We start from the raw sequence: 24516 nt of genomic DNA on the forward strand, positions 1-24516 counted from the left end.
TCGTGATTTGTACGGTGAATTGAGCATTAATGGATGTTAATTTGTTGCCTTGGTTTGAGTCACAGCACAAACTTGACTTATTATGCGTGATGCCTGTCACGCTCGGGTATCAAAGCTCTTCCCAATTACTTTACAAAGTAAAAAAATTACACCGCTGTCTTTTTGTCGGAGCACATCATGTTCATGGCCCAACCTGGCCACATTGATCATATTAAGCAGATCAATGCGGGGCGAGTATATAAACTTATCGATCAACTGGGGCCTATCTCTCGAATCGATTTATCGAAATTGAGTGAGTTAGCACCTGCGAGTATTACAAAAATTACTCGTGAGCTGATTGGTGCACAACTTATTCATGAAACCACTGTTCAAGAATCCTTGAGCCGTGGGCGTCCGGCTGTCGGTTTGCAAACCAAAAATTTGGGTTGGCAGTTTTTGTCGGTGCGATTAGGCCGAGGCTATTTAGCGTTGGCTTTACATGAGCTCGGCGGTGATGTTCTGATTGATTGTAAAATTGATATTCACGAACGTGACCAGCAGGATTTACTTGATCGTTTATTGCATGAAATTGAAGAATTCTTCCAAACGTATCACTCGGAAATTCAACGAGTAACTAGCATTGCAGTCACGATTCCTGGTTTAGTTAATTCGCAAAAAGGCGTGGTTGTGAACATGCCGTATTACAATGTGGTTAACCTTAATCTTGGAGCTGAAATATATAAGACCACTGGATTGCCTGTTTTTATGGCGAATGACACTCATGCTTGGGTATTGGCTGAGAAGTTATTTGGTCATGCTCAAGAAAGTGATAATGCTATTTTGGTGTCGATTCATAATGGCTTAAATGCTGGGATTATTGTTGATGAGCGAGTACTTCAAGGTAAATTAGGGAATATCGGTGACTTAGGGCATATTCAAATTAACCCTCAGGGTGAATTGTGCAGTTGCGGTAACCGAGGATGTTTAGACACTGTAGCAAGTTCTACTGCCTTGTTGGAACAAGCTTACGTAAGGATCTCTCATGGGGAGTCATCATCTCTGGCGGAAATTCAAGATATTCGAATTGAAGATATATGTTTTGCCGCTGTCGAAGGAGATGCTCTCGCGGTTGACTTGATCGAAAAACTTGGTAGTCATTTGGGGCAAGCCGTGTCAATTCTTGTGAATCTGTTTAACCCCGATAAAGTCTTAATTGGCGGTGTTATTAACCAAACTAAAGACGTGCTATACCCTAAAATGATGGAATCACTTTCAGCGCAGTGTTATCCCGCCTATCAAGATTCTCTAAAGGTGGTAGAGTCTCGGTTTTATCATGAATCGACGATGCCAGGAGCGGCATTGATAAAACAAGCTTTATATGATGGTTTATTGTTAATACGAATTCTCGACGAGTAATTGGTACGTACTGTCTTCTCACTCTTTGAATGACACTGACTCTTTTTTTCCTTTCTAACTAGATTTATTCCTATCTATGGTCCAGAGTTTATATTATCGATTAAAGTGCTAGGCGGGATTCGTATGTCAGGAGTATTGAATACGGTTGATCAGCGCACAAATCTTGTAGGCGAGAACCGTCTTGAGCTATTACTTTTTAGTTTAAATAGCATGCAAGTATTTGCGATCAACGTGTTTAAAGTTAAAGAAGTGATTAAATTGCCCACGTTAACCAAAATGCCAGGCGCCCATCACAATATTACTGGTGTTGCTTCCATTCGTGGTGAGCCAGTGCCGGTGATTGATTTACGTCGAGCGATCGGGTTTCCTGATAACTCTAATCATGATTTTACTGAACAGAATTTAATTATTACCGAATATAATCGTTCGACTCAAGGGTTCTTGGTTGGGCAGGTTCGTAATATTATCAATACCGCTTGGACAGAGATTCAGCCACCTCCTAAAACCGCAGGTAGAGCAAATTACCTCACGGCAATCACTCGAGTTGAAGATGACGAACGAAGCCATATCGTCGAAATTATTGATGTTGAAAAAGTGCTCGCTGAAATTATAGATTACGATATATCAATCTCAGAGGAAGTGCTTGACCACGAATTGGTGACCAATAATATGCAGGGTCGCAAAGTGCTTGTTGTGGACGATTCAAGTACCGCACGTAATCAAGTTAAAGGTACGTTGTCTCAGCTAGGTATTGAGATTATCGAATGCTGTGATGGTTTAGAAGCGTTGAATTTATTGCAGTCATGGGCGGATGAAGGAATTGATGTTACGAAAGAGTTACTTCTGATGATAACCGATGCAGAAATGCCTGAGATGGATGGTTATAAACTCACTCATGAAGTACGTAGTGATGCTCGAATGAAGGATCTATATATTACGTTGAATACCTCTCTGAGTGGTAGTTTCAATAATGCCATGGCGGAAAAAGTAGGTTGTAATCGTTTTATTTCCAAGTTCCAACCTGATGTATTAGTCGATGTGGCTCAAGAGCGATTACGTCAAGTATTGGAAGCACAACATTAGGCGCACTTCCAATATCATCCCTGATGTTGTCTAAACAAATAAACGGTCAGATTCTATCTGGTCGTTTTTATTTTTATGAGCAGATTAAGCTTAATGAAAATCCCGCGAACGGCTAGAAAGTGACGCGAGTTTATCGGTTAAATCGATAAGCTTACCGGCAATGACATGCATGACATCGCCTTCTTTTTCCAATATTCCTTTGACCTTAAGAATCTTTGAGTTCAAATACGCCCGTTTCTGTGCTCGAGCAGTTGCTTGCCATACGATCACATTAATGTTTCCGGTGTCGTCTTCAAGAGTAAAGAACGTAATACCTGCGGCACTGCCGGGAGATTGCCTTCCTGTGACGACTCCTGCAACGGTGACCAGCGATTTATCCGATTTATGGGCTAAGTCTGTCATTCGGCTAAAACGTCCCAGTAACTGAGCATGGTCTAACAGCAGAATAGGGTGGTGATCGAGTGATAATCCAAGGGCGGCGTAATCTTCTAATAATGTTGCCATATCACTCGGTGGGGAGAGTTGGGTTGGAGACGTATCGTCTAATGCGGCAAATAATGGCAGTTCTTGAATCGAGTCCATCATATTCCAACGAGTTTGATAACGATGCTGCTCATCTTGTCTGTTGCTGGACGTCATATTTCTTGATGAGGCCTTTAGGGTTGCAAGTGCATTGGCAGAGGCAAGCAATTCCATTTCACGCCGATTCAGTCCAAGTTGCTTGAGCTCAACAGTGGAATGAAAGCCGGAATTGGGACGATGTTCGACAATGGTGAGGGCAGTGTAATGTCCTAATCCTTTTATTTGTCGAAACCCTAAACGCATTGCGAGTTGCTCGCCTAACGGCACCACTTGATGATCATAGTCAGAGTGATTAATGCTAACTGGAAGAACGGTAATCCCATGACGTTGGGCGTCTTGTACCAATTGAGAAGAGCTATAAAACCCCATCGGCAGACTGTTCAGTAGTGCAGTGTAAAAGCACTCCGGATAGTAATGTTTCAACCAAGCAGAACAATAGGCAAGCACCGCAAAAGAAGCGGAGTGACTTTCTGGAAAACCGTATTCGCCAAAACCACAAATTTGATCAAATAATTTCTCGGCAAACTCTAGGTGATAACCCCGTTTTTCCATTCCACTGATTAATTTATTGCGGAACTTCATTAATTCGCCACTCTTTTTCCACGAAGCCATTGCCCGACGTAACTGGTCAGCTTCACCGCCGCTGAACCCTGCTGCCACCATCGCTAATTTAATAACTTGTTCTTGGAAAATAGGTACTCCCATTGTGCGTTCGAGTACCGTTTTAACTTCTTCTGAAGGGTAGTCGATTGCTTCGATACCATTTCGTCTTTTGAGAAAGGGATGAACCATATCACCTTGAATTGGGCCGGGGCGGACGATGGCAATTTGAATCACAAGGTCGTAATAACAACGTGGCCGGAGCCTTGGTAGCATATTCATTTGTGCACGTGATTCGATCTGAAAGACGCCCACAGTATCAGCTTGGCTTATCATTTGGTAAACCTTGGGATCATCGGGTAACGCAGTGATCTGAGCGATTGAGAGGGATCGTTGGTGGAAGTGCTGAACTAAACCGAAGCATTTTCGAATGGCCGATAGCATACCCAGTGCGAGCACATCGACTTTCAATAGTCCTAAAGTTTCTAAGTCGTCCTTGTCCCATTGGATTACTGTTCGCTCATTCATGGCGGCATTTTCTACCGCGACCAACTCATATAATGGCCCTGCTGAAATCACAAAGCCTCCGACATGTTGCGATAAATGGCGTGGAAAGCCGATCAGTTCATTCACTAGATCGATAAACTGCTGGCCTTTTAATGAGTCCGGTTCTAACCCAAGTTCAACAATTTGCGCCTGCCAGCCGAGCGCCCGGTCACGTCGGTTAACATTGTGGATAAAATAGTCGAGTTGAGTCTCATGGATTCCGAGCGCTTTCCCTACATCGCGCACCGCACTTTTAAAGCGATACGAAATTACGGTAGCGGCCAGGGCTGCACGCTCCCGGCCGTATTTTTGGTAGAGATATTGAATCACTTCTTCTCGACGTTCGTGTTCAAAGTCGACATCAATATCAGGGGGTTCATTGCGTTCTTTACTGATGAATCGCTCAAACAATACCGAAATTTGGCGAGGATCGACTGAGGTAATTTCCAAACAGTAACAAACGACGGAATTGGCGGCAGAACCTCGGCCTTGGTATAAAATGCCTTGCCGTTTAGCAAACATAACGATGTCGTGAATGGTCAAAAAATAAAACGGGTAATTGAGCTCTTCAATCAGAACTAACTCTTTTTCGATAATGTGTTCTATCGTTGGAGGAACCCCTTTGGGGAAGCGACGGTGCTTCCCTTGTTCAACCAACTGTCGTAGGTAAGCGATTGGGGAGCAATTTTTCGGCACCAGTTCGTTAGGGTATTCATAGCGCAAGCTGTCGAGATTAAACTGACATTGGTTGGCAATGTCGATACTTTGCGCTAACCATTCGGGCTGAAATAACTTGGCTAATTTCTCTTTGCTACGCAACACGCGTTCAGTATTGGTCAACAAGTGTGCTTGAATCTGTTCAACAGAGCTGTGACGGTCGATTGCGGTTAATACATGCTGCAATGGCAAACGAGCCGCATTGTGCATTAAGACACCACCACATGCGCAAATAGGCAAGTTTAATACCTCAGCCAAACGTTCGCTTTGTTGTACACCTTTTGAATCATCTGCACTGAGGTGGCGTTGTATTCCAATCCATAATCGACCGCGATGGTGTTGGGTGAGCCATTCTCCCCATTGCTGACTCGCATTGTTGTCTATACTCGGCAGCCAAATCACTAAGCAGTGCTTTAATGACATCACATCCCATTCTGAGAGTTGATATTGTCCTTTTCCGGCGCGGCGACGAGCATTAGTAATAATTCGGCACAACTCCGCATAACCTTCTCGGTTTGGTGCTAACGCAATAAATCGGCATGCGGGATTGAGCTCAAACAGGCTTCCAACAATCAGTTTCACCGAGAGTTGATGCTCTTTAATTGCCGCATGCGCACGCACGATCCCCGCAACTGAACACTCATCGGTAATGGCAATAGAATGGTAACGTAAAAAATCGGCTTGAATCACCAACTCTTGTGGGTGAGACGCGCCTTTAAGAAAGGAGAAATTGCTCTGACAAAAGAGTTCAGCGTAACTCATTTAATCCCCCAATTAACTGAATTGGCCATGCAGATACCAATGTTTATGCACATCGCGAAACACCCAAAGCCAGCAACCGGTATTGCTATACGCTATGTAGTAATCTCGCGTGATTGGCTGCCCATCCCACCATCCGGTTACGATTCGTTCAGGCCCATGAATTAAATCCACTTTCTTTGTTAGTCTCTCAGGAGTTGGGTGTAATAAGCTTGGACGTAATTGAGCTGAACGCTCGCTCGTGGTGATTGTTTGAGTTGCATCGAGAAAATAAGACGATTTTTCCGGGCGTGGATCATTACTCATGATGACTTTAGACACGGCTTGTTTGCCTAATTTCGCTTGCAGTAAAGAGATCAGTTCTAATGGTTGAAGTGTTCCTTGTGTGCCTGAAAAGAGATCATCGGCGTGAGCAGGTTGTTCACCGCTGCGAATAACGTTGAGCTGTAAGTGATGGACGGCTTGCGTGAGAGTGAGACTTTCAAGCGATAACTGCGCCAGCGTTAACCAACGGTCGGCACGATATTCCCCAGTTGCCGAGGTAAAGGTCACTTGCTTTTGAGGCGGTGTTTGTTGATGATTGGCTCGTTGTATCAAGCAAAGCTCTAGTTCATAGACAACTTGATTTCGGAGTAATAGAAACTGCTCGAGTCGTTTGAGTAAGATTGCCAGTGGTTTGAGTAACCATTGGCTGTTATCAATGTCGTAAAGTAATTCCAAGTCGGTACTGAATTTTTCTGGTGGATAGTGGAAGTTGAGAGGGTGCTTAAATTGCCCCAACAATCGACCGACATAATTGACGAGGTTTATATCAAAGCGCCGAGCCAAATCTGCCATCGGTAAGGCAAACAGCTCACTTAATTTCGTTACACCCACTCGCCGTAAAGCGTCAACCTGTTTATGGTCGAGTTCAGTGGCGGTTATCGGAAAATGGTTCAATTTTTCCATGAACTTCGATCGATTTTCACTTAACAAATTCATCCCAGACTTAGCTAATAACATCGCCGATAAAGGGGAAAACCCGCAGGAAAATTGGTAACGTAGTTTCCAGGGTTGCATGTGTTGCTCAATACATTGCCAGTAATGCTCTAACCCTTGATAAAGTGTGAGCATGTTTGATACCCGAAGTAAGATCCCTTGTGGTGGAAACAAGACAATATCGGACGTTACTAAATAGAGCCATTGTGCGATTTCGCTAAGCTGTGTTTGTTCGATTTCAGGTTGATATGGATGAACTTGTAAATGAGCACACATCGCGGAAGCACTGCCCATGCCCATCCCGATTTGGATACCTTGACCGAGGGCGGCTTGATTCGCTTGTACGATACTAAAATTCTTTCCATCGACAATCGCGAGTGGTTCGTCATTCTGCTGACTATTTTCATCATTACTCGTTTGCGTATCTTCTTGCTGTGTCGAAAAAAGCGTATCGAGCTGAAGGTAAGGAAAATCGAGATAAAGCCATAATTGCATGATTAACCTCGCTGCCAAGTCACTTTTTGTTTAGAAGGGAATGGAATGACGACTTGTGGTTGTTTTTGCAAGACGAGTTGCGGCCATTGTTGCGCCATATTGATGGTGAACGGGTTTGGTTCCCAGCGACCTTTTCGTTTTGTTATTTTTGCTTTAATTCCTTGAGGGTGGGGAGCAAGTTGCATCGATAAGGAAACCGGTAATGAAAAACCGCACTTTTGTTCGCTACGAAATAAAAATTGACGACATCGGCCTGCTTCTGCACTCACTTGAAAACGTCGAGCCTGATGAATTTCTACGTCACCGCACCACAACATCACATGGCTGCAAGCACCACTTTTTAGGCATTGCTCTGCGGCCCAAAATGCGTGTTTTTTGTTATCAGGTTGAATCAATATTACGCGGTTACTGTCGAGTTGTTCCGAAACCAAAGCTTCAGCATGCAATGGCGCTGGTGGTTGAATAAAGACAATCAAACGACCATCATCGGCGTGTCGCAAATGAGGAAAAAGTAAACGCAGTTCGCCAATACCGCCCAGCGATTGCAAATCAATCACGCCATGTTCAGGTAGCCCACCTTCAAGCTTTTGATCGAATTCAGAAAAACCAGTGCTAGCCAGTGATTCAGGCATCATTAATGCGCTAGGCTTGTTTCCTTGCCATAGCCATTGCTTCTGTTTTAACTGCTCAATAAATTCATTCATCATCAATTTACATATAAAATAACTGTATATATATACAGTATAAATTGCAGTCTAATTATGCAAGAAAAAGATCGATGAAGTAGAGTGGTTTGAGTCTAATTTATTGATATTTAAGAGTGTTTTATTTTAGTGATTGAATGGAATAAGAATGAGTATTCGGCCAATGAATTGTTCACATCACACGTTTTTACATAAAATACAGGGGTTCTATTTCAGTCTTGTTGGTGAGGTGAGTTATAATGAGTGACGATTTTCAGCACTACGCTGTGTAAGTACAACATTATCGAGCATTATGTATGAGCAACGATGTAAAAAAAGAAGAAAAATCAAAGAAAGTATATTCACCAATGCAAATATCAATTGGCACCTATTTAGGTGGACCACTTGCGGCAATCTATTTTTTAAAAGTGAATTTTGATACGTTAGGCAAGAAACAGTTCTCGAATAGAACATTATTTTATGGTTCTCTTATTGTACTTTGCTTGATTCTTTTGGTTCCGTTTCTTTCACTCCACCTTTCAAGCAGCATTATTCCTTTACTGTATTTATTCCCTACGATGTTCATTGCGCATAAGTATCAGTTAACTCGTGATAAAATTGATGATTCGAAAGAGTTTGATATGCAACCGTATTGGTTGACCGTTGTTATGACGGTTGTATGGATGATTGCTTACCTTGTTGTGGCTGTGTTGGCTAAACAAGCATTTATTAAGATGGGCATCACCGGAGTTTAATAAACCCAAGATGCATTATCTACAAAAAGACCCGTTAGCTAATATGAGCTACGGGTCTTTTTTGTGCCAGAGCACTTTCAGAAAGAGTGTATAGGTGGCCTTGTAAGAGCAGCTCATCGAGTCGCTTAGAATTGTAGAGGAAAATGTCCTATTAATATAGTGTCATATAATGAGTCTTATTGAGTCGCAAGTTTGAAATAACTGTGGTCATTAAGCGCTTTACTAATCATCATTGCGCCTTCAAGCAAACTGACGGTTGTGATGGCGGCATGCTCAGGGTCTGCTTCGCCATTTGCGGTGTGCGCGGCTGTTAACCAAGCCAGGTTTTTCCTAAAAAAGCGCTTAACTTCTATTTGTACTTTTTCTGGTAAGCTTTCATTTTGAGCACCCAAAAGACCACATAAACACATTTTATCGTCAGTCAATAATGCATGTTTGAAAATTGCTGTATAGATATCGATCGGGTTTTTACCTTGCGCTTTGATTTGGTCAACATCCCCTAATGCTGCCAAAAATGCGTCTGTATATTGATGGGCTAATTCGGCACCTAAGTCAGCTTTAGTCGGAAAGTGGTAGTGAACACTGGCACTTTTTATACCCACTTCATTTGCTAGCTCTCTAAAGCTAAAGTTGCTGTATCCACCAGCACGTACTTTATCTTCAGCGATTTTTAACAGTTTTTCCTTCTTGCTCATGATTACCCCTTACATCTGCGGACGTAATTATCTAATAGCAGATACCTCAATACAAGCGCTTTCATTTTTATGATGTAATCCAATCATTCAACATTCGTTTAGTTTAAAAAAGATCAGAATATGGGCATTAATAAGATGACCTAGCCAACAATATATTTGGCTAGGTACCGGTATATTGACTATCTACTCGTCATCAAAAAAAGCATAAGTTCTCGTTTCTATACTTTGTCGTGGATCACAGTTAGCGCCTTGTTCTAACAATGGAAAAGCAGTATGCATCGCAAAACCAGCTTTAGATTTATCTGTGTCAAAACCTTTAATGAGCACGGCTTCACTTGAGTCCATTTGTGAGTAGAAATACCATTTCTGATTTGGGTTTTGTTTGACTGCAAAAATCTCACCTCGATGTTTTTCACCTGTATGCATATCGTTAAACTCGATATGTGCGGTTACAAGATCGTTTTTATCTAATGATTGATAGTCCATAAAGGCCAACGGATCTTTTTGCACAACACCTGCAATAGAGCGCCAAACATTGATTTGTACCATTCTTTTTCCAGCATATGAGCGCATCAAATCTTCATCCAGTTCAGATTGAGCACGAATTAAGCCAGTTTCGTCAGTGTAATCATTATGAATATGGTAGGCGGGATGGCGGTTAGAGTTTTCAATACCACGGCGTACAGTATGGTCAAAAGCCACTACATGGTTTGCTCCCAGTTGCTTTTTAACCAAAGCCTCGACCTCTGTATAATAGAATTCTTTTACAGCTAGAGGATCTAAGTAATCGACTTGGCTGGGTTGAAAGGTTGCGAGCTCAAAACCATGCTTATCCACATTGAACGTAGCATCAGGTAATGAACGTGCGTCAATAATATCGGCATCTTGGAATAGATAATCCTCACTGTATTCTTGCGTTTCATTAAACCCTGAATACTGAATAACAGGCGTACTGGTGGACTCTTTTCTAATGAAATGAAGTGTCGTTTTTTCTATATTGTATTTCATGGCTGCCTCTGCTTTATCTTTATATATAACTAATCTATCTACTGGTAGGTATTCTATGGTCGTATTTCGTTAACTGTCAATTAATTTTGTCGTTGCTAATACCTATAGATACTTTTCCTTTCATACTAAGAATATAAAAATTAATTAAAATCAACATCTTAAAAATTAAATTAAAAATATTTGTGAAAAACAGTTTGACTACCTTCTGGTAGGTAGGTATTGTTTGTCTCGTTCGAAACATAATGTATTTGCAAGCAGATAGATGAATTGTCTTCAAATATGAATGAAAAATTAAACGTAGAATATGAGGATTAAAACAATGATTGGATACACGACAATTGGTTCAAAGAATCTGGATAAAGCGGTGTCTTTTTACGATGCACTACTTGATCTAGTCGGTGGAAAAAGAGTCATGGAAATGGACCGCATTAAATTTTATGGAACAGACGCTGGTGGTGCTATGCTGGCGGTGTGTACCCCTCATGACAACAATCCACAAACAGCCGGTAATGGTCAACAAATCGCTATTCCCGGTGGTTCTATAGAGGGTGCTCAAGCTCTTTATAATAAAGCGATTGAATTGGGGGCTACTGATGGGGGTGAGCCTGGGCAACGTTTTGATTTCTTTTACGGTGCTTACGTTTATGATCTAGATGGGAACAAGCTTTGCTTTTTTCATATGACCTAATGGTAAGTCATTCATGTTTGTGAGGTCGGCTATATGCCGGCCTTACTTTTTTGCACATTATTTATTACTCAGAGTTTGCTGGGTTGATAATACATGGCAGTATAAACTAAGAGGTAAATTATGGAAATTGCAGCAAATTTTAAGCAACGAGTATTCGTTCACTCTGACTCTTTACCTTGGCTAAAATCACCTATGCAAGGTGTGGAAAGACGTCTACTAGAGCGGGTAGGGGACGAAGTTGCTCGTGCCACAAGTATTGTAAAATATGCTCCCCAAAGTCATTTTTCACCTCATGTACATACTGGAGGTGAAGAATTTATTGTATTAGAAGGGGTATTCCAAGATGAGCATGGTGATTTTCCCGCAGGCTCATATGTGCGAAACCCTCCACAATCAAGTCATCAACCAGGTTCAAATGAGGGCTGTATAATATTTGTTAAACTGTGGCAGTTTCAGCCAAGCGATAGAACTCATGTCAATATTCAGATGAATGACGCTGTACCTTGTGCCGATGAAAACATGCCCGGTGTATCAATCGCGCCATTATTTGAAGATAAGTATGAAGAAGTCAGCTTGCTACATATTGCACCAAATGCTGTTTTTAAACAAAATGTGGCAAATGGGGCTGAGTTATTTGTTCTTCATGGCTGTTTTGTCGAAAACAATGAGCGACTAGAAAAACACAGTTGGCTGCGTCTACCGTTAGGCTCTACCATAAATGGGAAAGCAGGCACAGAAGGGGCAAAAGTCTGGATGAAAATGGGGCATTTGTCAGATGTACATAACCAAATCGACAGACTAAAAAATGCCTAGGTTAGCGTTACAAAACAAAAATTTTGCTTATTGCTCATAACTGCGCTGGGTTTAATATTCAATAGAAATAACAATATGAAAATTAGAGAATACGAAATTAAAGATCGAAATCCTGTGATTTCTCTTTGGGAAGAATGTGGTTTAGTTGCACCTCAAAATAATCCTGGAAATGATATAGACCGTAAATTGAAGGTAGATCCTGATTTATTTTTGGTTGGTGTGGTCGAAGGGCGTATTGTGGCGACTGTCATGGGGGGCTACGAAGGGCATAGAGGATGGATAAATTATTTAGCTGTTAGCCCTGATGCTCAAAGAAACGGATATGGTAAGGCAATAATGGAAGCGGTAGAGCAGAAAATTTCGAACAAAGGTTGCCCTAAAATAAACCTACAAGTCAGAAGTACAAACGACCACGTACTCGCGTTTTATGAAGCCCTAGGATACGGTAATGATAACGTTGTTGGTTTAGGAAAAAGGCTCGTACATGACTCATAGTGTACGAATAGACTCGCCCTCTTCCATTTTACAGCAATCAATATTAAACGCCGCGTTGTGTACCCCAAAGAATATTGTGAAGCTGTGGCAACACCGTTGCTTGATGCCAACCGACATTAACCACGCGATCAATCAGATCGCGAGTAGACTGCAAGCCTTGTTCTAAAGTCACTTCTTCAGCGTCAAGATTGCAGGGTTGTAGATAATATGGATAGTTTGGATAGCGCTTTTGTACCTCGCATGCCCACGCAAAATCAATATCATCCGCTATTACTAGCTTAATGCTAATCGCTCTGTGGCTATTGGCTAATGCTAAGCTTTTGTCAAACCTGTCCCAGCGGGTCTCCATACCAGATGACGGCGGTTTAGGGCTTAGGGTTAAATAATCCACTTGGCTAAACCATGGCTTTGAGATACTGCCTTGTGTTTCCATAGCAAAGGTGTAACCTGCTTTATGGCCGATACGAATCAGATCGGAAAAATCTTGAAGGGCAGGGTTGCCGCCTGAGAGAGTTACGAGTATCGGTGTCGGACTAAGCGCTTGTATTTTTGCCCAAACATCTTCAGTGCTCTGAGTTTTCCATTCACTTTTATACTTATTCTCAACCGCATAAAGTGTGTCGCACCAGTTGCAACGATAGTCGCAACCACCGCTACGAACAAATACCGTAGGTTTGCCAATAAGTGCGCCTTCCCCTTGTATTGTGGGGCCAAATACTTCGCTAATGATCAGTTGGCTCATGGTCGATATTCCGCCCATGTTTTTGGGGTTTCACTTACTTTTACTGCGGTGGTTTCAGGCCAGTGTGGCTTACACCAATCGTATAGGTGTTTAGCCAACAATTCTGCGGTTGCACAGTCATCACCTAACACATCATTCAAGTGTCTGTGATCTAAGGTGTCATCAATGTAGTCTTTTAGCAGCTTTAGTTCGCTGTAATCACGGACAAAACCGTATTGATCTAGTGACTCTGAACAGAGCTCAACGACCACGACATAGTTGTGTCCATGCAGTCGTGCGCACTGATGATCCGCAGGCATTTGTTTGAGCTGATGAGAGGCTGAAAATTGAAATTCTTTGCTGATACGGAACATGCTTAGGCCTCCCTGTGAACGTGGTTTTTCACCGCGTTTTTCCAATAGTCAGGATCGGCGTAGTCCGTTGGATCTACAATGCCTGCATCACTAAAAGCTTCTTGACGCTCGACACAAGTACCGCAACGGCCACAGTGTTTTTCACCACCTTTATAGCATGACCACGTGTCATTAAAAGGAACGCTGACGGCAGCGCCCGTAGTAACAATATCGGCTTTGCTGCCGTGTAAAAACGGTGCGTAGAGGTCAATATCAGCATAGCCATCTAAGGCCATTTTCTGCATTTTTGCGAATTGCTCAATAAATTCAGGACGACAGTCAGGGTAGATGAAGTGGTCACCACCGTGAACGGCTATCGCGACGGTATCAGCGCCTTGTGAGGCTGCCATACCATAAGCAATAGTGAGCATAATGGCGTTACGATTCGGGACAATGGTGAGTTTCATGCTGTCTTCGGCGTAGTGGCCATCAGGCACATCTACATCATCGGTGAGGGCAGATCCAGTTAACTGTGCGCCAACATTGCTGATGTCGATAATGTGATGAGGAACGTCAAAGTATTCTGCACAACGTGCAGCGTAGTCCAATTCTTTGTCATGGCGTTGGCCATAATGAAATGAGACAAGAGAGGTAAGCTCCGCTTCTGCGGCGACTTTATGAGCGAGCGTGACAGAGTCTAGCCCGCCGGAACAAACGATCATTGCTTTCATAGTGTTTTTTACCTGGTGCTACGACAGGGGGCTACGAGTAGCCAATGTATAAAATAGTGGGGATTTATATCATAGGTTCAGTGAAATAGTCTATTTTTGCTTGGCGTTAAACTCGCTCTATATTTTCAATATTGGCGACTATCGTACTCCATAATGGTTGAGTGAATACTATACTAAAGCCAATGGTGTCGCAGAAGTGATACGAGTTAAAGTACATGGCGAGTATAAATATAGTAATGTAATGCTATTCTAACCTGCATCAGTTATGACGCTGAATTTTTCGCCTCGTGATTCGATGGAGAAGGAATGGAAACGTTAATATTTACATGTTAATTGCTTCGCATTAAAAATATATGGACGACTCGTCAAACCATTCTTGGCTTTGACGAACATTGCTGTGAGATGCTACTAGCTGTCGTTATTAATAGATTCAGATTTTGGGAAATTTAAATGAACAGAAATATAGCGCTGGATATTCTTAAATTATCAATGGCTCTAATGATTGTAGGGTTACATGCTGGATTTTTAGGAGATATCACTCCGTTGGGCAGTTACCTTACTGTTTATGGTGTATTTAGAATAGCGGTGCCAATTTTTCTTCTTATTAATGGGTTTTACTTCTACTCGGTAATATTGAAAAATAACCCTATAGATTGGTTTAAACGAATTATTATTTTACATATATTTTGGACTGTAATTTATTCATACTTTTGGCTTGATAATTCTGAATTTTCTCTAGCGATTGTTGTTTTTAAGAATGTATTTATTGGCTATTATCATCTGTGGTACCTCCCTGCAATGTTAGGTTCTGGAGTTATTTTAGCTCTAGTTAAAAAAGCATCCACAACGACTTTGGTTGTTTCCATTATTATATCTTTCTTATGTGGTGTAATAATGCAATATGTTGGAACCTATCATGTCTTCTCAGGAAGCTTTATCGACAAGATATTATCCTATGAGTTCATTTATAGAAATGTGTTATTTTTTGCTTATCCATTTTTCGCTTCTGGATTTTTAATTAATAAACACTCATTACATAAAAAAATATCATTAAAATATACATCGATATTGAGTGTTGTTGGGTTATGCATTTTAATTGGTGAATCATATATAAATTTTTATCAAGATGGAAGAGATGGAGGGTTTGACATTTTATTATCATTAATCATTGCTTGCCCCTTTATTTTTATACTATTTCTACAATTAAATTATTTACATGAAACTAAGACATTAGCTTTATATTCTTCATCTATATATTTTGTCCATCTATTTATATTGAACCTATATCGAGATTATACAGACTTAAGCGGTACGGCTTTAACATTTATAACTATATCTAGCGCAGTACTTTTTTCGTATTTTGTAATAAAACTGAACAGTAGGTTAAAATTTATACTTTAGGTAAGCAATTAAGTAACTCACGGCTAGAAAGAAGAGAAGATGTTTCTCCACGCTTGAGTAATGAAAAAATTGTACCTGGCTCATTTGCCGTAGAAAGCATCGAGTTAAGTTTAAGATGTTACGTTATGTCGAAGGAGGTTGTTCTGCCTCGGTACTTGCTCATCCACTCTTAGTTTTTATTGGGTGAGAAGATGGAAACTATTCTTTTCGAGTACTATTATCATAATTAATGAGAGTTGCATAATTACTAATATTGATAACCCTACAACAACGAACAGTTGTGGGTGTTTGACCAACGTTGGAGAAGTTTGAAATTGAGTAGAAATATAGCATTAGATATCCTTAAACTAACGATGGCTTTTATGATAGTTGGGCTTCATGCTGGATTCTTAGGTGAATATACTGAACTGGGTGAGTATCTTACAGTGAATGGTATTTTTAGAATTGCTGTGCCCATTTTTTTCATTATCAATGGTTTTTATTTTTATCCAGTACTGCTCAAAAAAAGTCAATCGAGTTGGTTTAAACGAGTTTGTGTTTTATATGTATTTTGGATGGTCTTCTATTCCTATTTTTGGTTCTCAATTCCAGATTTTTCCTTGGCAGGTATAGCCTCAATCGTAAAAGATATTATTATTGGATACCATCATTTATGGTATATATCAGGGATGATTGGAGCAGCAGTCATATTACTGATGTTGCATAAAGTATCAATGAATATTTTAATGAGTTCTATTTTTATATTTTTTTCCTGTGGAGTATTAATCCAATATATAGGAAATTATCACCTTCTTGATAACAGCTATTTAGATGAAGTATTTAATGAACATTGGTCTCATAGAAATATGTTGTTTTTTTCATATCCGTTTTTTTGTATAGGCTATTTAATAAATAAATATTCACTACAAAATATTGTTTCACTTAAGTTTTCATTTGGATTAAGCATAATTGGAATGCTGATGTTGTTGGGAGAATCCTATGCTAATTATTACCATGAAGATCGTGATGGAGGAGTTGATAACTTAGTTTCTCTTATCCTTGTTTGTCCTTTTATTTTTATCTTGTTTATTAAATCAAATATTCCAGGAAAGAGCAAAAATATAGCTTTATACTCTTCAGCTATATACTTCATTCATTCCTTTGTATTAAGTGTTTTTCGTAAGTTTACTGATTTGGAAGCTACACTACTAACTCTCGTTGCAATATTAGTCTCAGTATTTTTATCGTATTTTATTATAAAAGCTAATTCAAAATTGAAGATTATGCTTTAGGTTATTAATAATACTGAACGTAGTGATATCACCAAGCTATGCTATGTTTAAGTATGACTATCATTAAGGAAGCGAGTAGATGACTTCATTGATTTCCATTATTAAAACATATTGGCTCTATATTACACTTGTTATTCTTGCTGTAATTACGTTTCTCTCACTCTACCCATTAGACGTTTTACCTCCGGTTCCTGGAAATGATAAAACTCACCATTTTATCGCGTATGCGGCATTGATGTTTCCTGTTGCATTGCGTAAACCCAAACACTGGTTACTTATTGGTGTGTTTTTTGTGCTTTGGAGTGGTGGTATCGAGTTAGTACAACCGTATGTTAACCGATATGGTGACTGGTTTGATTTGATGGCAAATGTTGCCGGAATGAGTATTGGAGCGTTGATAGCGCAGTTAGTTAATCAATCTATTCTTACTAAGCCCAAAGGTGACTAAATCTCAAGGCGAGTTTAGATATAATAAGTGGTTCAGAAAAGCATTCGTTCTGGCTTATATTTTTATGAACCACTTTAATTATGTAAAGTTCTCCTAGCATGCAATATCCGCACACTAATGTTTCTTCCTTTTCCCTTGTACTGCTTTGAATCTGGGGTTCGATTTACAAATCACATAGACTCGGCCACGACGTTTGACGATTTGGCAATCAGGGCTGCGGCTTTTTGCACTCTTTAAAGAACTTAATACTTTCATGAACGACTCCCAATTTTACCAAAACGACTGTTGAATTTAGACACCTGTCCGTCTTGCTTCACGATTCGCTGCTCACCAGTATAAAACGGATGAGAGGCGCTGGACACATCAAGTGTCATGTATGGGTAGGTCTTACCTTGGTATTCGACAGTACGCTCAGTTTTAAGGGTTGAACCTATGATGAAGTATTTATCAGCTGCTGTGTCGTGGAAAACAACGTCTTGGTAATCTGGGTGAATATTATGTTTCATAATAAATCCTTAGTTGTGATGTTATAACATAACATTATCATTTTAAGCTGATTGCTTCAACTTAAATGAAATTAATTATCATTACCATTTTTTGGAGGTGAATGAATTGTAAGACTCTAGTGAGATGAAACGGTTGTGGATTTGTGAGAGTGGCAATAACGAAGGTGGTTCAGTGTATACAACAAATTTACGAAGTTATGTTTTTATCGTGATAGATCTCTTTTTTTTAACAAAAATTCAACAAATGAAGTGTGACGCGTTAAAGTTTGGGAGCACATAACAATAATAAATACGCATAAATATCAGCTTTAACCAATTACGGAATTACTTTATGAGACTTAATGACTGCCATAATTTTCACGATTTTCGCAAGCTCGCTAAAAGGCGCTTACCTAGCCCTATATTTAATTACATTGATGGCGGTTCTGATGATGAATCAACTTATCGCCGCAATACTCAGGCCTTTGAAACCTGTGATTTGATTCCAAATGTACTGACTGGTGTTAAAGATGTCGACTTATCTGTCACGGTCATGGGGCAGAAGTTGGACATGCCGGTTTATTGCTCTCCAACTGCATTGCAGCGCTTGTTTCACCATGAAGGAGAACGCGCGGTAGCAGGGGCGGCTGAGAAATATGGAACACTTTTTGGCGTGTCTTCTCTCGGTACTGTGAGTATGGAAGAGATCGCTCAAAAAGTAGATACGCCACAGGCTTATCAGTTTTATTTCCATAAAGACCGCGCACTTAATCGAGTGATGATGGAGCGGGCAAAGAAAGCTGGCATTCAAGTCATGATGCTAACAGTCGATTCGATTACTGGAGGAAACCGTGAACGTGACTTACGCACGGGTTTTTCGATTCCTTTTAAACTCACCCTTAATGGCATGCTGCAATTTGCGATTAAGCCAATGTGGGGTATCAACTATGTGACGCATGAAAAATTTCGTTTACCTCAGTTAGATGAACATGTTGACATGAGCAATGGCGCGATGTCGATTGGCGACTATTTCACCAATATGCTCGATCCTTCGATGGACTGGGATGACGTGGCTGAAATGGTGAAATTTTGGGACGGAGAGTTTTGTTTAAAAGGTGTAATGAGCAGAGAAGATGCACGAAAAGCGGTAGAAATTGGTTGTACTGGCATCATCGTATCGAATCATGGAGGCAGACAGCTTGATGGCTCTCGAAGCTCGTTTGATCAACTTGCTGAAATTGTCGATGAAGTCGGCGATGAGATTGATGTCATTTTTGATAGTGGCGTCCAGCGAGGAACACATGTTCTTAAAGCACTATCATTAGGTGCGAAAGCCGTCGGGATTGGGCGAATGTATCTTTATCCACTTGCAGCTGCAGGACAACCTGGTGTCGAAAGAGCGCTTGGTTTGATGAAAGCAGAGCTTGAGCGCGATATGAAGCTGATGGGGAAAACCAGTATTGATCAATTATCGAGAGAGAACTTACGTTTTCGCTCGTAATTTAGTCATTACTTATTAAAGAAGCACCCACAAGACTAATGGTGTATCAAGCCATTAGTTTTGTGGGTGCTTTGCGTTTTTAATACTGAAAACTAGAGAGCGAGTTCTGTGGTCATCGTTTCGATTTGATCGGTGATTGCTTGATCTTTTTCGGGGCGATATTGATCAGCATGGATAAATTGCACATCACTAACACCAATGAAGTTTAAACAATGAACTAGCCAAGGAGTGAGAAAGTCGTAGTCGCTGCCAATTTCCGTACCACCGGACGTAACTACGATAAAAACGCGTTTATTTTCCAACAAACCAATGGGTCCATTTTCCCCATAAGTGAATGTTTCTTTAGAGCGTAATAGCAGATCGATAAACGCTTTAAAGGCAGCAGGCATCGAAAAGTTGTAGATCGGTACACCAATAATCCACACGTCAGATTCTTTGGCGAGCGAGACAATGTTATTTGAAACGGCTAAAGCCGCTTGTTGCTCAGTGGTACGTTGGTCATCGGGCGTGAAATAGCTTTGAATCATGGTATCTGTCAGAAAAGGGAGACCATCTGAGACATCGAGCGCCTGAGTGGAGATCTTTGTTTTGTTCGACAAACTTTCGATGAACTGTTGAGTGAGTTTTCTACTGTGTGAAGTTTGCGCTCTACCACTTGAATCAATGTGCCACACTTTCATTTTCTTCTCCAATTGCTGCTGATTTAATGCCTGTTTTTATTTAACTACATTTAGTGACCAAAGGTTGGGACCAAGGGAATAATACGGTGTGGATTGATTCCTTCGTGCGAGTAGTAATAATGGCGCATGATGTGTTCAAAATTGGTGGTGTTTCTCACCGCGGTCAATTGATATAACTGTTTCATATAGCGCGATAAATTCGGATAATCGGCGATACGTCTTTGACTGCACTTGAAGTGGATATAGTAGACAAGATCAAAACGTAGAAGTGTTGGAATCAATCTGATATCGGCTTCAGTGAGTTGATCTCCAACGAGGAAATCTCTGTTTTCCAAACGTTTTTCTAATGTATCCAGTGTGGCGAACAGAGGTTTGACCGCAGAATCATACGCCTCCTGAGTTGTTGCAAACCCACACTGATAAACTCCGTTATTTACGGTTTCGTAAATCGTGTCATTAAGTGAATCAATGTCAGCTTGGTGGTTTTGAGGATAATAATCGTCATGATTACCGGTAAGGTCATTAAAGGCCACATTCAAAATACGAATGATTTCAGAAGATTCATTATTGACGATGGTGTGGTTTTTTTTATCCCATAAGATAGGCACAGTAACACTGGTTGAAATATCGGGTTGCGCTTTTTGATAGACTTCATATAACTGAGCACTATCGAATAAATGGTCTTCGGTTGCACCGTCGATATTTGTGTCGAATGATTTCGCAAAGCCCCAGCCTTTATCTAGCATATCGGGGTGCACGACACTGACGCTAATATGTGCTTGTAACTCTTTTAATTCTCGATAAATTAGCACTCGGTGCGCCCATGGGCACGCGTAGCTAACGTACAAATGATAGCGTCCAGAATCCGGTGTGTATGTATGATGATCATTTGAAATAATATCCCGGAACGAGCGTGGTATACGGTCATAAGCACCACTATTGTTACTTGAAATAATGCTGCCTTCGACCCATTGGCCATCTATTAACTTTCCCATATCTTCCCCTTAAACCTTATGTGTAAATGAAGTCATTCGTTGGCGGTTTTATCGCGTGACTTAGGTAAATCATAGAGTTTTATTAAATAAAAAAAAGCCTTATTTTTGGTATTATTTGTGCTAAATTTAGACCATGCATCATATTACAATTGAACAAATCCAATGCCTTAAAGCGTTGGTCGAGGCGGGCAGTTTTTCGATGGCTGCGGAAAAACAAGGCAAAGCTAAGTCTGCTTTGATCTATTCAATTAAACGCCTTGAAGAACAATTGGGTTTTAAAGTGATCGAACGTAGTGGGTATAAAAGCCAACTGACGGCAAAAGGTCGAGACTTCTTAACTAGCTCGAAAACCTTATTGGATGAATACGATCATTTACTGGTGAAGTGCTCACAATTAGAATCCCATATTGAGTCGTGCTTGCGGTTGAGCATTACGGGTATTTATGGCATGGAGGTTGTGCACCCTATCATTGCGAATGCGATGAAAGCCTTCCCTCAAACGCAGATTCAACTGGAGAGAGAAATTTTAAGTGGAGAGCGAATGCTCAATTCCGATAAAGTGGATTTGGCCATTTTTGAAACGATTCGCAATAAAAAAGATCTGGATTACAAACTCATTGATGAAGTGAAAATGGTTTTGACCGTGTCGGGGAATCATCCGTTTCTTGATATTCCAAGAGCAAAGCAATCCATTCGTGATTTATACCCTTATCCGCAAATCATACAGCGCAGTACCATTCCTGAAGATGACTATGGTGTTGGAGTTCACAGTCAATCGTTGCAATGGAAAGTATCTGATACCAATTCTAAGCGTGACATTATTCTGCATGGATTGGGTTGGGGACGATTACCATTACCACTGATCCAAGAAGATTTAGAGACTGGAAAGTTGGTGGCATTGGATTGGTTAGAAGACGATGATACAACACCGATTTATATCGCGAAAAAGAAAAATCGAATGGAAGGTAAAGTAGCGGAATTTGTCTGGAACTCGTTCTAATCTTTACAGTAAATGAAAATTGAAAAAATTTCGCAAAGACTCAATAAGGTGCTGTTCATCCTTAATAAATTTATGTAATGATGTTGAGAATAATAACTATTAAATATTTATGGAGAAAATGAATGAAAACCCCTAAGTTATGGTCATGGCTAGCGTTAATTGTGAGCATCTTATTCCTTATTGCGGCTGTCTATCCGCTTATGTCAGTAAGAATGGGAAGTATGGGATTTAGAGACGCTACAGGCGTATTGCGCTCGATAATTCAGGTTGGCCTACTTGGAGTTCTTCCCTTCGCTGTATTGGTTCTACTTTTTGCGTTAAAACGTCGTTCAAGTGTTGTGCTTTCTGTGTTAGCGGTTGTGCTGATTGCGATACCACTTGGTACTGCAACTCTCGTTGTACCAAAAGGAATGCCTCTCTTTGCAGGTGAATCTGCCGGTGGACCACCTCCTGGTGCGGGAAGAACACCACCGCTAAATGATATTTCGACCGATACTCTTAATCCTCCGCAATATGTTGCTGTGGTTTCGATGCGCCCTGAAAAAAGCAATACTTTAGTGTATCCAGAGAATGGACCTAAACTACAAGCGCAGTTATTCCCTGATATTGCGCCAATTAAATCCACGCTTTCACCGACTGATGCTTTTAACCGTGCTGTTGAAGTTGCAGAAAAACTAGGGTGGGAGGTTGTTCATCAAGACAGTGCTTCTGGGACTATCGAAGCAATTGATTCCACACTATTCTTTGGTTTCAAAGATGATGTTGTGATTCGAGTTAGCGGTGATGAAGCCAACTCTAGCATTGTGGATATTCGTTCGCATTCACGAGTAGGACGTGGAGACCAAGGTAAAAATGCCGAACGCGTGAGAACATTTATCTCAACATATTAATTCCTGTTAAGTCGAAATACCCAATGTCGCAGGCAGGCGATGTTGGGTATTTTTTTATCGAAATGATGTTATTAAGAACCAAATTTGTTTTGGTTGTACATCGACTTTTTACTGATGTCGAAAATATTCAATATTTGTTTTAGTGCATGCGTTATCTTCTCGTAAACATTGATTGAGGAGATAACCGATGACACCACGAGCGAATTATTTTAGCCTAGCAGCTGATGCAATGCCGATTCTAATGAATCAGGAACAATATTTACGTGCGCAATTTACCCAGTCAGATACTGTAACGATAACCGTATGGGAGCTTGTTAAGCTTCGAGTTTCTCAAATAAATCAGTGTGCGTTTTGTATCGATATGCATTCGAAAGATGCATTAAATTTGGGGGAAACGCTCGAGCGTATTATTGGTCTTAGTGCGTGGCGGGACATGCCTCATTACTCTGAAATTGAACGAACGTCAGTTGCTTGGGCCGAATTATTAACAGCAGGGCATCAAATTGATGATCAAAGTTACCAAAAAACGGTCGAATGTTTAGGAGAGAAAGCAACGGTCGATTTGACTATTGCTGTTAATGCCATTAACAGTTGGAATCGAATAAGCAAAACTTTTAAGCCTGAGGTCGGATGTTATAAACCCCAATAATTCATTTACCCACAGTTTGAATGTACAGCTGTCTAAACCGAAAGGGCAGCTGTCAGCTTTTGTACAGGCGATATGGTCGGTTTCAGTATCTCATCCGGATCCGGTTATTAAACCACTGTATTCCGATGCAGGTAGTGGCATCATGTTTAATTTCTCTGGTGACATCGTTATTGGTGATGACGTGTTGCCAGAAGGCGTCATTGCGCTTCCAACCAACAAGCAAGCTCAAAACATTATATTGGATTCAGGAGCAATGCTTGCAGGAATTCGTTTTTATCCAGCCATTGGTTATGGGGTATTTGGGCGACGTTACGAGAAGCCAACCTTATTGGAAGCGAAGAATGACCAACAGTATAACTTTTATGAGTTATATGCTTGCTTGAGTGCATTAAAAGACAATGAAAAGCAGATTGAAGTATTGCATTGTTGGGCAGAGAAGCATTTAGATTTGGTTCATCTAATTCCCGATTCGTTGGAGAAGGCACTTGAGTTCATTGAGCAAGATATAGCATTAGGCGAGCTAAACGATATCAATGTGTTGAGCCAACGTCAAATAGAACGCTTGTTTAAACAATGGCTTGGTATGACACCTAAGTATTACCAGCGGATATTGCGAATTAAAAAGGCCATTTGTTATTTACGACAGCATCGAGATGCGAATCTCGCGAATGTTGCTCAACTTTTTGGGTTTAGCGATCAAGCACATATGACACGAGAGTTCCGGTGTATCGCTTGTATTACGCCGGGACAATTATAAAGTAATAATATGTCGCGATATATGTACCATTTTAAATAAAAATAGCTAATGTCTTTGTGCAAACAAGAGAAATATTTTCTCGTGCTAAAGGCATTAATTATTTGAGTATTGAATCTAAGTTTATCTCACAAGCCAGAGTTAGTTCATCGTGGCTGATTGCTCTTTGGTTTTGTTCGAGTAGAACTCGGCAATCACGATAGTATAAGCGGGCTGTTTGTCAGGATGACCTGAATGTAGTGATACCGCATTTACTTTCGGAGTCGCACTGAGTTTACCGTCAATCGCGCCAAATTTATCCGCCTTACGACTGTTGTTAGCATCGAAAGACATAGTGACTTTTCA

27 protein-coding genes are annotated in these 24516 nt (G+C 40.7%); 14 read left to right on the forward strand and 13 right to left on the reverse strand.

Annotated features, from left to right (window positions below):
• Window positions 1-177 precede the first annotated feature (177 nt).
• Together mlc and ACWU4D_RS08370 are read left to right on the forward strand one after the other, a co-directional pair.
• On the forward strand, window positions 178-1395 hold the full coding sequence (mlc, locus tag ACWU4D_RS08365) for a sugar metabolism global transcriptional regulator Mlc (RefSeq protein WP_456050949.1): 1218 nt from the start codon (window positions 178-180) through the stop codon (window positions 1393-1395).
• Window positions 1396-1518: 123 nt separating this feature from the next.
• The gene (locus tag ACWU4D_RS08370; protein ID WP_456050950.1) at window positions 1519-2478 is read left to right on the forward strand and encodes a chemotaxis protein CheV; all 960 of its coding nucleotides are present in this window, start codon (window positions 1519-1521) and stop codon (window positions 2476-2478) included.
• Window positions 2479-2568: 90 nt separating this feature from the next.
• On the opposite strand, the gene ACWU4D_RS08375 is transcribed toward ACWU4D_RS08370, so the two are convergent.
• From ACWU4D_RS08375 to imuA, 3 genes are read right to left on the reverse strand one after another with little or no spacing between them, the layout of a single operon-like run.
• Complete coding sequence (locus tag ACWU4D_RS08375; RefSeq protein ID WP_456050951.1) at window positions 2569-5685, reverse strand: error-prone DNA polymerase; 3117 nt, start codon at window positions 5683-5685, stop codon at window positions 2569-2571.
• Between the two features lie 12 nt (window positions 5686-5697).
• Window positions 5698-7155 carry a Y-family DNA polymerase gene (locus ACWU4D_RS08380; protein ID WP_456050952.1) on the reverse strand — a complete coding sequence of 486 codons (1458 nt, stop codon included), beginning with the start codon at window positions 7153-7155 and terminating at the stop codon, window positions 5698-5700.
• Between the two features lie 2 nt (window positions 7156-7157).
• Window positions 7158-7859 carry a translesion DNA synthesis-associated protein ImuA gene (gene imuA / locus ACWU4D_RS08385; RefSeq protein ID WP_456051068.1) on the reverse strand — a complete coding sequence of 234 codons (702 nt, stop codon included), beginning with the start codon at window positions 7857-7859 and terminating at the stop codon, window positions 7158-7160.
• Window positions 7860-8155: 296 nt separating this feature from the next.
• Between imuA and ACWU4D_RS08390 the strand changes: the two genes are divergently transcribed.
• Window positions 8156-8593, forward strand: a complete 438-nt coding sequence (locus ACWU4D_RS08390) for a hypothetical protein (RefSeq protein ID WP_456050953.1) — start codon at window positions 8156-8158, stop codon at window positions 8591-8593.
• 176 nt (window positions 8594-8769) lie between these two features.
• Here the strand turns inward: ACWU4D_RS08390 and ACWU4D_RS08395 are convergent, their stop codons facing one another.
• The gene (locus ACWU4D_RS08395) at window positions 8770-9288 is read right to left on the reverse strand and encodes a TetR/AcrR family transcriptional regulator (protein WP_456050954.1); all 519 of its coding nucleotides are present in this window, start codon (window positions 9286-9288) and stop codon (window positions 8770-8772) included.
• 183 nt (window positions 9289-9471) lie between these two features.
• A complete protein-coding gene (locus ACWU4D_RS08400; RefSeq protein WP_456050955.1) occupies window positions 9472-10296 on the reverse strand; it encodes a CmcJ/NvfI family oxidoreductase in 825 nt (274 codons plus the stop codon).
• A gap of 319 nt (window positions 10297-10615) precedes the next feature.
• Here ACWU4D_RS08400 and ACWU4D_RS08405 point away from each other — a divergent pair, with 319 nt between their 5' ends.
• The 3 genes from ACWU4D_RS08405 to ACWU4D_RS08415 all read left to right on the forward strand — a co-directional run bounded on the left by ACWU4D_RS08405 (window position 10616) and on the right by ACWU4D_RS08415 (window position 12292).
• Complete coding sequence (locus tag ACWU4D_RS08405; RefSeq protein ID WP_456050956.1) at window positions 10616-10984, forward strand: VOC family protein; 369 nt, start codon at window positions 10616-10618, stop codon at window positions 10982-10984.
• A gap of 120 nt (window positions 10985-11104) precedes the next feature.
• Window positions 11105-11797: a cupin domain-containing protein gene (locus ACWU4D_RS08410; RefSeq protein WP_456050957.1), complete on the forward strand. Its 693-nt coding sequence runs from the start codon at window positions 11105-11107 to the stop codon at window positions 11795-11797.
• Between the two features lie 75 nt (window positions 11798-11872).
• Window positions 11873-12292 carry a GNAT family acetyltransferase gene (locus ACWU4D_RS08415; RefSeq protein ID WP_456050958.1) on the forward strand — a complete coding sequence of 140 codons (420 nt, stop codon included), beginning with the start codon at window positions 11873-11875 and terminating at the stop codon, window positions 12290-12292.
• Window positions 12293-12335: 43 nt separating this feature from the next.
• Here the strand turns inward: ACWU4D_RS08415 and queE are convergent, their stop codons facing one another.
• The 3 genes from queE to queC are packed head-to-tail and all read right to left on the reverse strand — an operon-like array spanning window position 12336 to window position 14097.
• Window positions 12336-13034 carry a 7-carboxy-7-deazaguanine synthase QueE gene (gene queE, locus ACWU4D_RS08420; RefSeq protein WP_456050959.1) on the reverse strand — a complete coding sequence of 233 codons (699 nt, stop codon included), beginning with the start codon at window positions 13032-13034 and terminating at the stop codon, window positions 12336-12338.
• A complete protein-coding gene (gene queD / locus ACWU4D_RS08425) occupies window positions 13031-13387 on the reverse strand; it encodes a 6-carboxytetrahydropterin synthase QueD (protein WP_456050960.1) in 357 nt (118 codons plus the stop codon). The genes queE and queD overlap by 4 nt, the downstream gene beginning before the upstream one ends.
• A gap of 2 nt (window positions 13388-13389) precedes the next feature.
• Complete coding sequence (gene queC / locus ACWU4D_RS08430; RefSeq protein WP_456050961.1) at window positions 13390-14097, reverse strand: 7-cyano-7-deazaguanine synthase QueC; 708 nt, start codon at window positions 14095-14097, stop codon at window positions 13390-13392.
• 450 nt (window positions 14098-14547) lie between these two features.
• Here queC and ACWU4D_RS08435 point away from each other — a divergent pair, with 450 nt between their 5' ends.
• The 3 genes from ACWU4D_RS08435 to ACWU4D_RS08445 all read left to right on the forward strand — a co-directional run bounded on the left by ACWU4D_RS08435 (window position 14548) and on the right by ACWU4D_RS08445 (window position 17217).
• Window positions 14548-15498 (forward strand): acyltransferase family protein, encoded by a 951-nt coding sequence (locus ACWU4D_RS08435; protein WP_456050962.1) that lies wholly within the window; start codon window positions 14548-14550, stop codon window positions 15496-15498.
• A gap of 284 nt (window positions 15499-15782) precedes the next feature.
• A complete protein-coding gene (locus ACWU4D_RS08440; RefSeq protein WP_456050963.1) occupies window positions 15783-16769 on the forward strand; it encodes an acyltransferase family protein in 987 nt (328 codons plus the stop codon).
• 79 nt (window positions 16770-16848) lie between these two features.
• Complete coding sequence (locus ACWU4D_RS08445) at window positions 16849-17217, forward strand: VanZ family protein (RefSeq protein ID WP_456050964.1); 369 nt, start codon at window positions 16849-16851, stop codon at window positions 17215-17217.
• 114 nt (window positions 17218-17331) lie between these two features.
• On the opposite strand, the gene ykgO is transcribed toward ACWU4D_RS08445, so the two are convergent.
• Together ykgO and ACWU4D_RS08455 are read right to left on the reverse strand one after the other, a co-directional pair.
• Entirely contained in the window at window positions 17332-17472 is a 141-nt protein-coding gene (gene ykgO, locus ACWU4D_RS08450) for a type B 50S ribosomal protein L36 (RefSeq protein WP_456050965.1), read from the reverse strand.
• Entirely contained in the window at window positions 17469-17723 is a 255-nt protein-coding gene (locus ACWU4D_RS08455) for a type B 50S ribosomal protein L31 (RefSeq protein WP_456050966.1), read from the reverse strand. The genes ykgO and ACWU4D_RS08455 overlap by 4 nt, the downstream gene beginning before the upstream one ends.
• A gap of 331 nt (window positions 17724-18054) precedes the next feature.
• On the opposite strand from ACWU4D_RS08455, the gene ACWU4D_RS08460 reads away from it, so the two are divergent.
• On the forward strand, window positions 18055-19203 hold the full coding sequence (locus tag ACWU4D_RS08460; protein ID WP_456050967.1) for an alpha-hydroxy acid oxidase: 1149 nt from the start codon (window positions 18055-18057) through the stop codon (window positions 19201-19203).
• Window positions 19204-19295: 92 nt separating this feature from the next.
• Here the strand turns inward: ACWU4D_RS08460 and ACWU4D_RS08465 are convergent, their stop codons facing one another.
• Both ACWU4D_RS08465 and ACWU4D_RS08470 read right to left on the reverse strand, forming a co-directional pair.
• On the reverse strand, window positions 19296-19883 hold the full coding sequence (locus ACWU4D_RS08465) for an FMN-dependent NADH-azoreductase (protein WP_456050968.1): 588 nt from the start codon (window positions 19881-19883) through the stop codon (window positions 19296-19298).
• A 50-nt stretch (window positions 19884-19933) separates the two neighbouring features.
• The gene (locus tag ACWU4D_RS08470) at window positions 19934-20878 is read right to left on the reverse strand and encodes a glutathione S-transferase family protein (protein WP_456050969.1); all 945 of its coding nucleotides are present in this window, start codon (window positions 20876-20878) and stop codon (window positions 19934-19936) included.
• A 133-nt stretch (window positions 20879-21011) separates the two neighbouring features.
• Here ACWU4D_RS08470 and ACWU4D_RS08475 point away from each other — a divergent pair, with 133 nt between their 5' ends.
• The 4 genes from ACWU4D_RS08475 to ACWU4D_RS08490 all read left to right on the forward strand — a co-directional run bounded on the left by ACWU4D_RS08475 (window position 21012) and on the right by ACWU4D_RS08490 (window position 24174).
• Window positions 21012-21878 (forward strand): LysR family transcriptional regulator, encoded by an 867-nt coding sequence (locus tag ACWU4D_RS08475; protein WP_456050970.1) that lies wholly within the window; start codon window positions 21012-21014, stop codon window positions 21876-21878.
• A gap of 122 nt (window positions 21879-22000) precedes the next feature.
• Window positions 22001-22768: a DUF1499 domain-containing protein gene (locus ACWU4D_RS08480; protein ID WP_456050971.1), complete on the forward strand. Its 768-nt coding sequence runs from the start codon at window positions 22001-22003 to the stop codon at window positions 22766-22768.
• 187 nt (window positions 22769-22955) lie between these two features.
• Window positions 22956-23417, forward strand: coding sequence for a carboxymuconolactone decarboxylase family protein (locus ACWU4D_RS08485; RefSeq protein WP_456050972.1), 462 nt, complete (start codon window positions 22956-22958; stop codon window positions 23415-23417).
• A 16-nt stretch (window positions 23418-23433) separates the two neighbouring features.
• Window positions 23434-24174 carry a helix-turn-helix domain-containing protein gene (locus ACWU4D_RS08490; protein ID WP_456050973.1) on the forward strand — a complete coding sequence of 247 codons (741 nt, stop codon included), beginning with the start codon at window positions 23434-23436 and terminating at the stop codon, window positions 24172-24174.
• 138 nt (window positions 24175-24312) lie between these two features.
• On the opposite strand, the gene ACWU4D_RS08495 is transcribed toward ACWU4D_RS08490, so the two are convergent.
• Complete coding sequence (locus ACWU4D_RS08495) at window positions 24313-24504, reverse strand: hypothetical protein (RefSeq protein ID WP_456050974.1); 192 nt, start codon at window positions 24502-24504, stop codon at window positions 24313-24315.
• Window positions 24505-24516 lie beyond the last annotated feature (12 nt).

This window comes from Vibrio phycocola (assembly GCF_053850235.1).